General features: G+C 52.0%; 11 protein-coding genes. 2 read left to right on the forward strand and 9 right to left on the reverse strand.

Annotated features, from left to right (window positions below; translation table 11 throughout):
• The first annotated feature begins 226 nt into the window (after positions 1–226).
• Positions 227–676 (forward strand): hypothetical protein, encoded by a 450-nt coding sequence (locus tag PKO01S_RS23435; RefSeq protein ID WP_127533874.1) that lies wholly within the window; start codon positions 227–229, stop codon positions 674–676.
• Between the two features lie 44 nt (positions 677–720).
• On the opposite strand, the gene PKO01S_RS23440 is transcribed toward PKO01S_RS23435, so the two are convergent.
• Entirely contained in the window at positions 721–2,526 is a 1,806-nt protein-coding gene (locus tag PKO01S_RS23440) for a cache domain-containing sensor histidine kinase (protein WP_127533884.1), read from the reverse strand.
• 449 nt (positions 2,527–2,975) lie between these two features.
• Here PKO01S_RS23440 and hisJ point away from each other — a divergent pair, with 449 nt between their 5' ends.
• The gene (hisJ, locus tag PKO01S_RS23445; RefSeq protein ID WP_246070700.1) at positions 2,976–3,710 is read left to right on the forward strand and encodes a histidinol-phosphatase HisJ; all 735 of its coding nucleotides are present in this window, start codon (positions 2,976–2,978) and stop codon (positions 3,708–3,710) included.
• 94 nt (positions 3,711–3,804) lie between these two features.
• Here hisJ and dpaL read toward each other — a convergent pair whose 3' ends face one another.
• The 8 genes from dpaL to PKO01S_RS23485 all read right to left on the reverse strand — a co-directional run bounded on the left by dpaL (position 3,805) and on the right by PKO01S_RS23485 (position 13,237).
• On the reverse strand, positions 3,805–5,025 hold the full coding sequence (gene dpaL, locus PKO01S_RS23450; RefSeq protein WP_127533875.1) for a diaminopropionate ammonia-lyase: 1,221 nt from the start codon (positions 5,023–5,025) through the stop codon (positions 3,805–3,807).
• Between the two features lie 44 nt (positions 5,026–5,069).
• On the reverse strand, positions 5,070–6,272 hold the full coding sequence (locus tag PKO01S_RS23455; RefSeq protein ID WP_127533876.1) for a YgeY family selenium metabolism-linked hydrolase: 1,203 nt from the start codon (positions 6,270–6,272) through the stop codon (positions 5,070–5,072).
• Between the two features lie 29 nt (positions 6,273–6,301).
• Positions 6,302–7,024 (reverse strand): amino acid ABC transporter ATP-binding protein, encoded by a 723-nt coding sequence (locus tag PKO01S_RS23460; RefSeq protein WP_127533877.1) that lies wholly within the window; start codon positions 7,022–7,024, stop codon positions 6,302–6,304.
• The gene (locus PKO01S_RS23465) at positions 7,011–7,673 is read right to left on the reverse strand and encodes an amino acid ABC transporter permease (protein WP_127533878.1); all 663 of its coding nucleotides are present in this window, start codon (positions 7,671–7,673) and stop codon (positions 7,011–7,013) included. The genes PKO01S_RS23460 and PKO01S_RS23465 overlap by 14 nt, the downstream gene beginning before the upstream one ends.
• An 83-nt stretch (positions 7,674–7,756) precedes the next feature.
• Positions 7,757–8,590 carry a transporter substrate-binding domain-containing protein gene (locus tag PKO01S_RS23470; protein WP_164779724.1) on the reverse strand — a complete coding sequence of 278 codons (834 nt, stop codon included), beginning with the start codon at positions 8,588–8,590 and terminating at the stop codon, positions 7,757–7,759.
• A gap of 61 nt (positions 8,591–8,651) precedes the next feature.
• Positions 8,652–10,253, reverse strand: coding sequence for an N-acyl-D-amino-acid deacylase family protein (locus tag PKO01S_RS23475; RefSeq protein WP_127533880.1), 1,602 nt, complete (start codon positions 10,251–10,253; stop codon positions 8,652–8,654).
• 305 nt (positions 10,254–10,558) lie between these two features.
• Positions 10,559–12,307 (reverse strand): sigma-54-dependent Fis family transcriptional regulator, encoded by a 1,749-nt coding sequence (locus tag PKO01S_RS23480; RefSeq protein ID WP_127533881.1) that lies wholly within the window; start codon positions 12,305–12,307, stop codon positions 10,559–10,561.
• A 273-nt stretch (positions 12,308–12,580) separates the two neighbouring features.
• The gene (locus tag PKO01S_RS23485) at positions 12,581–13,237 is read right to left on the reverse strand and encodes an HAD family hydrolase (protein ID WP_127533882.1); all 657 of its coding nucleotides are present in this window, start codon (positions 13,235–13,237) and stop codon (positions 12,581–12,583) included.
• Positions 13,238–13,505 lie beyond the last annotated feature (268 nt).

Here is a 13,505-nt window from a genome sequence, read left to right on the forward strand (position 1 = left end):
ATAAAAACTTTATATGAACCTTACATGAGATAGGCTGAATGAACGTTGCTTCCAGTATTCTAGTGATTCATGTCCTATTTGGAAATTTTATCATTTTATAATTACGAATACTATTTTACCATTTTTATACTATATGGAGGATATCAATCTCATTTGTCAAATAGTGTATATCAAGGATCGATCCTACGTGAATTGGCCATTCACGAAATTTCGAATGAGGTGAATAATGTTGAAGAAATGGATGAAAGCTACCGTTCTGACCGCCGCACTGTCTCTCGCCCTCGCCGCTCCGGCATTCGCGCTTCCGAAAAACTTGGACGTATACGAGCCGGGCAATGATCTCGAAACGACCGCTCCGTTCAATAACCAGAACGTCATTCTTTCTTGGATTCAACCAGGAGGAGATCTCGACTACTGGAGATTCGTCTCGCCGAAGACCGGTCTTCAAGAATTCGATTTCTTTCCTCCCAACGGCAAAAACTATGCGATCGGCGTATACGAGATTAACTCCGGCAATCCTATTGCTTACTCACAGTCCTATGGCAACTACACGTCCATCTTCGCTAACTTGCAGGTTGGCAAAACCTATAAAATTCTAGTGTTCTCAGCCGACGGCTCTTCTGACGAGAACACGCAATATATCATTGCATCGCCTTACCTTTTCCCTATTTCCTAACCGGCAGCGGAAGCCAATCGCCCCTTCGGGCGGTTGGCTTCTTGTTACGGCTGTCCAGTCATTCCTTGTTCCGCAGCGGCCGTTACCGCCGGAAGCGTCAGCCGGGCGACCGTGCCTCCGCCTTCGCGGTGATCGTATTCCAGACCGTACCCGTTGCCAAAATGCAGCCGGATCCGCTGCTGGATGTTGCGGATGCCGTAGCCCGATTGCTCGCCCGTCACCGTGCCTTCCAGCACTTGGCCGATGGCTTCGACGTCCACTTCCTTATATCCGTTATCTTCAATAGAAATCGTAATCGTCTCATTCTCCAGAACGGCACGAATGACGATTTCACCGTCTTCTCCCATATGCTTGATCCCATGAATGATTGCATTCTCGATAAGCGGCTGCAGTGTGATCTTCGGAATAAGATACGGAAGCACTTCCTCGGGAATGAGCCACTCGACCTGGAACGTAAAAGCGTACCGATGCTGCTGAAGCTTAATATAAGCGTTCGCATGCTCCAGCTCTTCTCCGATCGTAATGAGCTCCCGTCCGCGGCTGAGGCTGATCCGCATCAGCTTGGACAGATCCTTGATCATTTCCGCCGATTCCGAGCGTCCTTCAATCGTACTCTTCCAATAGATGCTTTCCAGCGTATTGTACAGAAGGTGCGGATTAATTTGCTGATACAGCATTTGCAACTGCGTTTCCTTCTGCTTGATTTCCATCTGATATTTGTCTTTGATCAGCATGTTCAGCCTGCGCGCCATGTCATACAATGCCGCCATCAGGACGCCGATCTCATCGCGCCGGCCTTTGCCCGGCGTGCCCGGCACGAGCTTGCCCGGCTCATATGTCCGCGAGAACGACGCCATTTTTTGCAGCGGTTTCATAAGCGAACGCCAGAAATAAGTCATCACGATGCAGCACAGCGCCAAATAGATGATCGAGAGCACTTGAATAATGCGTTTGAGCTCCGTCTGCTGCTGGAGCAGCGACCGGGTCGGAATTTGATACACGAGCTGCTGTCCGCCGTTGTTGGTGAGCACATAAATATCGCTTCCTGCGACAAGATGCTTCGTATGGCCTGAGCTGTGTTCTTCATAAGCGTCCTTCGGAATTTCGAGCTTCGTACCGATCCGCGACATATCGCTGGCGGCAAGAATGATCCCGTCTGTGTCGGTATAATACAAGCTTCCGCCTTCCGGCAAGTCGACCGATTTCAACGATTCTCCGATTTTTTTCTCCATATTCGTTGCGACGAGCACCCCGATCACATCGTTGCCGGCACTCGTATCGCGAACCGCGCGAATATAAGCAAGCGTCTTATGTCCCGCAGCCGTCGCCACCATGCTGTCGATCACTTGCATGTGGCCGATTCCTTTGTTCGCGACCGCTTCGTCATACCAGAGCGGCCTGCGGTCCTTCGAAAAGAAATAGACGCCGTACGATGACATTTGCGGCTTCGGCGCGAACTGGTACAGATCGTCCGGATCATACACGTAGAAAGAATAGTTCATCGCTTCCGATCCGTCCGCTGCAGTCGAATAGGTGGACAATAGCTTATCGACAGCGGAATATTTGCGCACGCGGTCAATCACTTCTCCGCTGCTTTTATCGGCGCCCAGTTGCTGTGTAATCGGATTCGCGATGATCGTCGACGTTATTTTGCTGACCGTGTCAACGTCCCGGCTAATGATCGTCAGATTCTGTTTGTTCAGCTCCGCATAGGCGTTCGTCACGTTCCGTTTCATAATTTGTTCAGCCTTCGCGCTGCCGTATACCTGAAGCACCAGAACCGGAATAACCATAATGATCAGCAGCAGAAGCAGCTGCCGGTTGACGCTCATGCGCGTCAGCGGATTCATGCCGTATCGGCCCAATGTTGTTCCCTCCCGCCCGTTACTTGTACTATATCAAATATCGTCTGCCCGGCAATGCGCATTGTTATTGGGATGAGGCGGATAATTACGCAATTCAGCACGCGGTTCGAACATAACTCTGATGCGCCGCATCTGACACTTTCGACCTAAATCGGGACGGTTCCTTCTAAGGGGGAGTCGATAGGAAGATATTGAAAATACGGGATTGACCTGCGGCATTAAATGGCTAGCGGCCGCTTCGGTTACAGAAATATGTTAATATTACATTTAATTCGAGCAGTAAAAGAGCATTTTCGTAGGTTTCGATTTGTATAGAGCCAGCCACATCTTTAAGAGTTAAGACGGATGCCGATGATCCTCAAATGGGACGGCCACACGCATACGAAACTTTGTCCTCATGGCAGTACGCTCGAACAGGAGCATTTAACCGGGCGTTGGAGCTCGACTTTACCCGGTACACGATGAGTGAGCATTCGCCCTTGCCCGCAGGGTGGATCGGAGATTTAGCGCTATACAACAGGCTGGCGATGACTTCGGAGTCGCTGCCTAATTATTTTGACTATGTACAGGAGTGCAAGCGGAGATATGAAGGCCAGATCGAAATTACAGCCGGTTTGGAGCTCGATTATTTACCAGGAAATAACGCTTATACCGACCGCTTGATCGAACAATGGAAGGATACGCTCGAAGATATCGTCTACTCTGTCCATTATTTAAATGGCCGAGACGGCATATACTGCGTCGATTATACGCCGGACGATTTTCGTACGAATCTGTTAAGCTACTACGGAACTATGCAGGTCGTCGTGGACGAGTACTACAATCAAGTAGAGAGGGCCATCGAGCATGCGTCGGCCTTTTCCGGACGCGTCAGAATCGGTAACATTAACTTGATCGAGAAATTCGCCTCTGTCCTTCCACCAATAGATGAATCCCAGATTCGTGAACGGCTAACACGTCTATTACCCTTGCTGCAAAGATACAACGTCGGCATCGACGCGAACACGGCGGGCAACCGGGTCGCAACTTGCGGCAAAGCCTATGTGCCGGATTGGTTTATCGCCCAGTGCAGAAAGCTGGATATTCCATGCGTGTACGGATCGGATGCCCATCATCCGGATCATCTCGGCCTCGGGTGGGAATGGTTTGCGGGGATACCATTGTCGTAACCGGTTGCCCTTCCACTGCTCGGCTTGGAAATAGGGTTCTTTCTTTTGCGCGTCAAACCAGCCGTCGGCAATCGCGCCGACGGCTGGTTGTTTGTTATGCTTTTGCGAAGCTTGGGAACATGCCGTCCCAGACAACATCCCTATATCGGGAAGGATCGGTGTCCCCTTCTGTGCTGACTAGCAATACGTGAGAAGCAGCAGTGAGCCCAATCCGGTCCTTTGCATCCGACAATTGCGGATCCGCCATCAGATGATCGAGCAGTCCCGCCGTTACGGCGCCTGACTCGCCCGAGATGACCATGGGATCATCACCTAACGGATTGCCTAGCATCCGCATGCCTTTGGCTGCAACCGAATCCGGGCATGAAATGTACAGACTGCCGTAATCCTGCAATAGCTGCAATGCGGCTGGATTGGGCTCGCCGCACGCCAGCCCGGCCATAATCGTATTCATTGCACCGGTTACAACCTGAAGCGAGCCTGCTCTCGCTGATCGATAGATGCAGTCCGCCTTGTTCGGCTCAACGATGATAATCGCCGGCCGTTCATCTCCGTAGACGGATGCGAACAACGCGGTTACGGCGCCAGCGAATGAACCAACACCTGCTTGCAGCAGTACATGCGTTGGTTTGGGGACGCCAAGCGCTCGAAGCTGCTCGATTGCTTCAATTGCCAATGTGGAGTAGCCCTGCATAATCCATTCCGGAATCGCGTCGTATCCATCCCATGCCGTATCCTGCACGACAACCCAACCGTGCTCCTCGGCCATTCGGGCTGCATGACGGACGCATTCATCATAATTCCATTGCATGATCTCGGCTTCTGCGCCGGCAGCGCGAATAGCCTCCAGCCGTGTCGGCGACGAACCATGCGGCATGTAGACAACCGACCGTTGGCTCAGCTGCGATGCCGCCCATGCTACTCCTCGGCCATGATTGCCGTCCGTTGCGGTTACGAACGTGATTTCACCCAGCTTCTCGCGTATTTCGTTCGAACGCAGCCGTTCGAATGACAAATCCTCGATATTCATCCCAAGACGCTCCGCTAAGTATCGTCCGATCGCATAAGCGCCGCCGAGAACCTTGAACGCATTCAATCCGAAGCGATGGGATTCGTCCTTGACGTACACGCCACCGAGTCCCCAATGCTTGGCTAATCGATGGAGCGAGGCCATTGGCGTTTCTTTATAACAGTCGAATGTCCGATGGAACGCTCGCGCTCGATTCGCTTCATCCCAAGTGAAACGATCCAATGAGGCTAAGCCGTCCTTAGAACGTAAAGTCTCGTTAAATTTCCATTGCATTGTTCCTGTCATAAGTCTAAGTCTCTCCTCCTTGCCTATTGCCGTGTTGTCCTCGTCTATTGTCCGGCGATACGCGATGCGATGGCATAGTAGCCTTCCGCTGCCTGTTCCAGCTGCTCCAGCTCGATGTATTCATCGACGATATGGGCGACATGTTCATAAGACGGACCATACCCTATCGTCGGAATGCCTGCTGTACCAGCGGAGTAGCTGCCATTCGTGCAGAAGCTGTACACGCCAATCGAAGGATCTTGCCCGACGCTCCGAAGAGCTTGTAGTGCGCACTCGACCCATGGGTCGTCTACTGCGGCTAACCATGCGGGGAAGAACCGCTCGCCGCCCAGAACCGCGCCGGTATAACATTCCAGCTCCGCCTTGGCAATCGTGACCTCATATGTGCCTTCCGCTGGAAGCAGACTCTCGTATTGGCCCTTAACGAACGCGGAATCCTCGCCAACGAGCAATCGTCGGTCGATCGTCATTTCGCAACGGTCCGGAACAACAGAAGCGCCGGGATACGGCGAAGAGACAATATCAGTGACAACCGAAATGCCTCTGCCAAGCGCAGCCTGCTCCGTCGGTTCCATTGTTGTCAACGCTGCGATAACCGGATTCATCGCATAGACCGCATTAGTGCCAACGTCGGGATTGGATGAGTGCGCCGAACGTCCATGTGCAACGATGGATACTTCTGCTCGGCCGCGTTGTCCGACATTCAGCTTCAGTCCCGTCGCCTCCATAATGACGACGAGGTCCGGATGAATGGTCTCCAGCACCTTGCCCAGCGCGACGCCTTCGAACACTTCCTCGAAGACGGTACCGGATACATACAGATCGCCTTTCGGACGAATGCCCGTCCTTCTTGCTTCCCGCGCAATTTGTCCTACAGCAAGAACCGCCGCTGCAACTGACGCCTTCATGTCGGATGTTCCTCGGCCATACATAATCCCATTGACAATTTCGCCGCCGAACGGGTCATGCGTCCATTTCTCAGGACTATTGACCGGCACCGTATCGATATGACCGTCGAATAATACGGAAGCGCCTCCGCCGCTGCCCTGCACCTTGCCGATCACGCTGCCATAATTATCGATCCGTACTTCATCGTAGCCTAGTTCCAGCATCGCTTCTTTAATAATGAGCGCTGCTTCCTGTTCTTCTCCCGATAGACTCTTCGCCCGAATCAGCCGCTGCGTTAACGCAATGAGCTCCTCTCGATTGATCCTCGACACCTGTTTGGTTTCACCCCTCGTATTCATGCGCTGTTCCCCCTTGCTCGCTAGTTCGTTCATTTCAGTATCCGACTTAGAAAAGATTGCGTCCTCACATGCTGCGGCCGGTCGAGTATCTCGTCCGGCGTACCTGTCTCAATCACTTTACCTTGATCCATGAATACGATTCGATCCGCTACTTCGCGTGCGAAGCCGATTTCATGCGTCACGACGACCATCGACATCCCTTCGGCTGCGACTTCTTTCATGACGCTAAGCACTTCGCCTACCAACTCGGGATCGAGCGCCGATGTCGGCTCATCGAACAGTATGGCCTTCGGCTGCATGGCGAGCGACCGTGCAATTGCGACGCGCTGCTGCTGCCCGCCGGACAGCTTGCCAGGGTACGAATCTTCCTTGCCCGACAGTCCGACCTTCGCCAGCAAATCGGTTGCCAGTTCCTTCGCTTCGTGTTTCTTCATTCCTTTGACCCAGATAGGGCCTTCCATGACGTTCTCCAATGCCGTCCGATGCGGGAACAAGTGAAAACGCTGAAACACCATACCGACTTCAAGCCGCAGCTTGCGCATCGCCTTGTCGCCGAGCACGGAAGCCCCTTCATAGCGGATATCGCCTGATTGGATCGTCTCCAAGCCGTTGATGCAGCGGAGAACGGTGCTTTTGCCAGAACCGCTTGGGCCAAGTATGACAACCTTCTCGCGCTTGGCTATCGTTAGATTGATATCGAACAGCACTTGATGTTTGCCGTAGCTTTTGTTCACTTGATTAAGCTCGATCATGGGCGCTCATTCCTTTCTCCAGCTGCTTCGCTACAATCATCAAGAGGCTCGTCATGATGAGGTACATAATCGCGATGACCGTATAAACCTCAAAACTTCGGAATGTCGAAACGATGACCGATTCTCCCGTCCGGAACAGCTCCGTAATCGTAACAAGCGATACCATCGACGAGTTCTTGATCGTCATAATAAATTGGTTAACGAGCGGCGGAATAATGACTTTGATTGCTTGCGGGCCGATGACTCGGAACAATGCGACCGATCGGGACATGCCAAGCGCGCTTGCTGCTTCGGATTGGCCGCGATCGACTGCCGTCAGGCCCGATCGAACGATCTCCGTTACGTAAGCACCTGTATTCAGCGCCATGCCGAGCACGCCGGCTTGGAATGGCCCCATCGTGATGCCGAGCTGCGGCAAACCGAAATATAAAATGAACAGCTGCACCAGCAGCGGAGTACCGCGAAAAATCCATGTATATAAGTTGGCAACCGCGCGAAGCGGCCAAATCGCGGATGTTTTGCACAGGCCTCCTATAATGCCAAGCACAAGACCTAATGCGAGTGATAAGACTGACAGTTTCACTGTCATCCACGCGCCTTCTAGAAACACTGGCATGAAAGGCATAATGACTGAATAATCAAGCTTCATAACTCCACTCCCCTCACCTGACGCACCCGGGATAGAGGAGAATCGGCTCACGCCGATTCATCCCGCAACATAATGCTTGCCGCTTATTTGAGCCACTTCGCATACATCGTCTTCGATTCACCGCTTGCTTCGAGCTCCTTGATCACATCGTTCGCCAGCTTCAGCAGCTCCGTGTCTCCTTGCTTCACAGCGAGTCCGAGACCTGCTTCCGTGAAAGGATCCCCGACGATAACAAGCTTCGCTTCAGCATGCTGCTTGTTGTAGCCGAGCTGGTTCAGATAGTCGTTAATGGCTGCATCGACGCGTCCCATTTGCAGATCGAGCAGGTAGTCCGTTGTATCTTTGTACGAAACGATCTTGATGTCATACCCTTGTTCAACGAGTTCCTTGGCGGCTGTTTCGCTTGTCGCTCCCGCTTTGACCCCAACCTTCTTGCCCTTCAAATCTTCCAAGCGGTTGATCGATTCATCGCCATCACGCTTAACAAGCGACATGCCGGTCTTCATATAAATCTCAGACATGTCTACTGCCTTCTTGCGTTCATCCGTGATATACATAGCGGCGATCGCCATATCTGCCTGTCCGTTCTGGAGCGTCGGGATAAGCGCTGTAAACTGCATTTCCTTCCATTCCGCTTGCACGCCAAGCTTGTCCGCGATTTTCTGTCCTAGATCGATGTCGTAGCCAACGAGCCTCTTCGTCTCGGGGTCGAGGTACTCGAACGGATAGTAGTCACCGGTTGCGATAACGAGCTTGCCTCTCTCCTTGATTGCATCCAGCCGTGACGCCGACGCCGTTGCCGTTTCATTATCCTTGGCGGTTGGGACCGTTTCTTCTTTCTTCGAACAGCCGGCGACGACCAGCATGGTCGCTACGAGCAGCAGCAATGCAGACTTAAGGGTGTAAGAGCGTTTCATAGAGTAGGCCTCCTTGGATTGGAACAACGATTGGTCGAGCATGAGTCGTTCGTTCAATTGGTTAAATATCGTAACGTCTTCTGAGCACTTCTCCGGAAGCCGCACGGCGTTCAAGCTCACCGTCGACAGCGACTTTGCCGTTTACAATAATCCACCGAATGCCTTCCGGATACGAACGCGGCTTCTCATAAGTAGCCGTGTCTTGAACAGCTGCCTCGTCGAATATGACCAGGTCCGCTCGCATTCCCTCCCGGATCGCTCCTCGGTCCGTGAAGCCGATAATGCGGGCAGGCTGAGACGTCATTCGTCGTACCGACTCTTCAAGGGAGAACAATCCATCATCCCGGGTATAGCGACCAAGCACTTTCGCGAACGAGCCGTATGCCCTAGGATGCGGTTCGCCGCCAAGCAAACCATCCGTACAAATCGTTCCGGCCGGGTGCTGCATAATAAGCGATACGGACGGCTCGTCCATCACGAAGTCGATCATGCCAATCGCGTTGCTTTCCTCGGCAATAAGGTCGAATGCCGTCTCGATCGGATCCGTTCCCCGTTCTGCCGATATTTCTTGGAGTGTCCGACCTACGCAGTTAGCATTGGCTGCTGTCGTGACGGATGTAATAACGATGCCATCCGGACCTGCCCAGTTGTACATGCTGTCCCAGCCCGGAACGCCCGTCGCCATCTCGGCCGCCATTCGTTTCCGCTGTTCGGCGGACTTTAATCTTTCCAGCATGCTGGGCGTTCCGCCATTATGGGCCCAAGGAGGCAGTACAGCGCTTAACATCGTACTGCCTGCCGTGTACGGGTACTGGTCGAACGTGACCTCGACGCCAGCTTCTCTTGCGCGATCCAGCTTCGCGAGCACATCAGGCGTCTTATGCCAGTTCATTCGTCCGCACACTTTGAAATGGGAGAAATGCAAATGAACGCCGGTTCGTTCCGCAATGACGAGCAGCTCGTCCATTGATTCGAGAATTTCATCGCCTTCGCTTCGCTGATGGACAATGAACGGCACGCCATATTGCGCTGCGACCACGCACAATGCCTCGATTTCGGTATAATCGCCGTACATACATGGCAGATAGATCAATCCGCTGGATAATCCGCAGGCACCTTGGTCCAATCCTTGCCGCAGCAGCACGGCCATTTCATCGATCTGTTCCTTCGTCGCTGGTTTATCCTCTAGTCCCATAACCTGCATCCGCAAGTTGCCATGAGGTACGAGATAGGCATAATTGCATTCCGGTCGAGCGGCTTCAATTTTACTCAGATAGCTGTCTACATCATGCCAGTCCCACACGATATCTGGAGTGCCGTCCAGACCGGATAGATTTCCTTTCCAACGATCGATGTAGTCGGCTGGCAGCGGTGCAGCCGAGATGCCGTCCTGGCCTAGAAGCTCCGTCGTGATCCCTTGGCGAAGTTTCGCTGGTATCGTTCCGGATGCAAGGACGAATAAATCGGAGTGGCTGTGCATGTCGATGAATCCAGGGGTTACGACGAGACCGGATGCGTCAAGCGTTTCGTCTGCGGATGCGCCGCTTAACCGGCCGATTCGCTTGATCCGATCTCCTTTTATGCCAAGATCGGCGTAGTACCAAGGACTGCCTGTGCCGTCAACAACTTTTGCATTTCGTACAATGAGGTCATAATGTCCCATGTTTCTTTCCACTCCTTCTGTGATATGGAACGGCGCGCTTCGTAAGCCACACCGACGCAAGCTTTCGAATCGAAACTTTGTAATAGGAAGACTTTTACATTCGGAAATGAAAACTTAGAACTAAAGTGAACATTATGTCGTTTATATGTTAATTTATCTTACATAACTAAGAATAAACACTAACATAAAGATGGACAAGTATCATATTGAGACGATGACAACCGAACATTCCGCGTCAATATCACATTTTTCTGACAAAATAAAAAGAGTATCAAATTGAGACGAGTCCCAATTTGATACTCTTGCTATTCTTGCATGTCGTATTGACGCATTTTCCGGAACAGCGTAGCCCGGCCGATGCCGAGCATTTCCGCAGCTTTCTCTTTGGGCTGCCCGCTCGCGGTCGTCTCCTGAAGTGCTCGATGAATTGCTTGCCGCTCCAACGTTCGAAGATTCAGCACCGCATCATTATTCTGCAGCGCGTCGTGTGCAGTCTCGATGGTACGCAGATAATCAGGAAGATGTTCCTTCCCAATTGTACGACCTGATGTAAAGTTAACCGCATATTCCATCACATTCGACAATTCGCTGATGTTGCCTGGCCAATGATAAGCAAGCAATATCGCTTTCGCATCTTCGCCAATCCTCCGTACTTCACGCCGGTTCGACTGACCAAGGAGCTGTAGAAAATGCTCTGCCAGCAGCAAAATATCGGATTTGCGTTCCCGAAGCGGCGGTACATCTACCGGAATGACCGACAGCTTGTAATATAACTGCTGACGGAATTGCCCACTGCGGACGCGTTCCTCCATATCCTGGTCCGTCGCGGCAATTATTCTGACATCAACCGGCTGAAGCTCCCGTCCACCTTCCCGCCAGACGCCTTTGTTCTCCAACACGCGGAGCAGTTCTACCTGGATTCGCATCGGCAAATATGCGATATCGTCGAGGAACAGCGTCCCGCCCTCTGCTTCCGCCAACCTGCCTGGCCGACCGTCGCTCCCGAACAACAGCGCATGCAGCGGCGCTTCAGGAAGCGCTGAACAGTTTAAAGCGACATAAGGGCCGTTTTTTCGCTCGCCGGACCGGTGAATGCTTTGCGCAATAAGCTCTTTGCCTGTTCCGTTCTCGCCTCGAATGAGTACGGGCGAACGACTGCCGGCCACTTTGCGCAGCATATTCTTGAGCGATTGCATAATCGGATGATTGCCGATTACTCCTTCGAACCCTCGATAATTCTCCTCAGTGAAACGGATCGCAACGTCCGTCATATGTTCGGGATCCGCGATCATGAGCACGGCATCCTTGACGATACCATCAGGTCTTGATGGATGATAGGTGACGAATAGATGAATGAATCGATCGCCGATCTTTACAGGGATGAGCTTCGAATCCGGCTCCTTCGTCCTCTCCCGTCTTCCTACCGATCGAAAAGGCTCTACCAGTTGCTCCAGCAGATCACGGGAAGGCTTCCCTTCTCGTTCCTGGCGAAGCAAGGAGCGCGCAGCCGGGTTCATAAACCCGCAATCGCCGTCATGATTAATGAGAATGACGCCATTATCAATATAGCCTATCAGCGCCGACAGCTTGCGTTCCTGCACGAGCTGCTTCTCCTGCAGCTCGGCTTCCTTCAGCTTCGTCGCGATAAGCCCTGCCATTTTGCTCAGAAAATCCAACTTCGCTTCCACGTCAGTGAATAACCGATCACGCTGCTTCTCATCGAAAGCGATCAAACCGATGACACCAAGCACCTTGCCGTCAGATAGAATCGGGCAGCATATTTCGCCAAACTCCTTGCAATTGCGATGATGCGCACAAGGCGCGCACAGCTCATGAAATCCTGGACGTTCGATGATGACAGGTTTACCGGTCACGATGCATTGGTGATAAACATAATCCTCATTGCGCATTTCCTTCCATATCTCATGTTTAGCTAGACCCGTACCTGCAATACGGAATAGTTCGCTGTCCGCAATCTCTACGTCGATTCGGAGAACCGAACCGATAGCTACGGCAATTTGCTGGATAGAGGGTTGAATATCCTTCAGCTGCATGTGCAAGTTTCCCCCTTCATGGTGCCCTTCATACTCTTCATCTCTCTATTATAGAATCCGAAGCTGGACGAGCCAAGAAAGAATGATCTGCCAATGGATAGATTTGAGAATTGCGGCGGGCAACCGGGTCGCAGCCTGCTGCACAGCCAACGTGCCGGATTGGTTCATTGTTGTACGGATCGGATGCCCATCATCCGGAAGCAATTCAACAGCTCAAAAAACCGTCCCAACAGTCATCTGACTGGGGACGGCCTTCTCAATCGGATCCATGTCTCATCGTTTCATAATCGTAATGAGCTCCAGCAGATCGTCGACGACGACGTCCGCCTGCGCCAGCTCCTCTTCTTGAGCGAAGTCGAAGCGGCAGCCGACCGACAGGAAGCCGTTGCCTTGAGCCGCACGAATGTCCGACAATCGGTCGCCGACAACAGCGGCATTCTCAATCCGGTATTGTTCTTTGATAAAGGCGACCAAGTCTGTTTTGTTCATCGATTGAATCTGTTGAATGCTGAACGTGCCGTCGATCCAACGGTCCAGACCGTACTGGGCAACGATCGCTTGCAAATAATCCGTCAACCCGTTGCTTGCGATATATAGACGGTAGCCCTCCAGCTTGAAATGACGGAATACTTCCTCTACGTTCGGATAGAGAGCGCCTTTGCCGTCCCGTATGTTCGTAATGAGTCTCTCAAGAAAATATTTATCCGCAAACTCTCTTATTTCTAGGCCGTGTTCCGGCAGCAGCGTCTCCCAAACTACCGGCAGCGGAACCCCCATGATTTGACGATATTGCTCAATCGGAGCTCCAACGCCGGCAGGCCAATGGCCAAGCTCACTCAAACGCTCGAACGTATCCGCCAGCGAAATTTCCAGTATCGTATTGGTTTGAAACAGCGTACCGTCCATATCAAAAATAAGTGCAGATTGCATCTCTCTATCCCTCTCCCTCCACTTGTCTCCTAATTAGACCTAAATCGTACCATATCCTGCTAAGGGCGGACTAACATTATCTTCATGAATCTACCATACAAGGGCTTAATTGTCTCTATCCGCAGCTGCAGATAAGATAACTAGAAATGCCCATCTCATCTCAACTCAACCACACTCACTCCTATAACGATGATTCGAGAAAATAAGTTACCTCTCCGGGGACTTAGTTGCTGGAATGGCGGGCGACGCACGGTTTAATAGTCTTTGG

Source organism: Paenibacillus kobensis NBRC 15729 (genome assembly GCF_004000825.1).
Classification (GTDB): Bacteria; Bacillota; Bacilli; order Paenibacillales; family Paenibacillaceae; genus Paenibacillus_T; species Paenibacillus_T kobensis.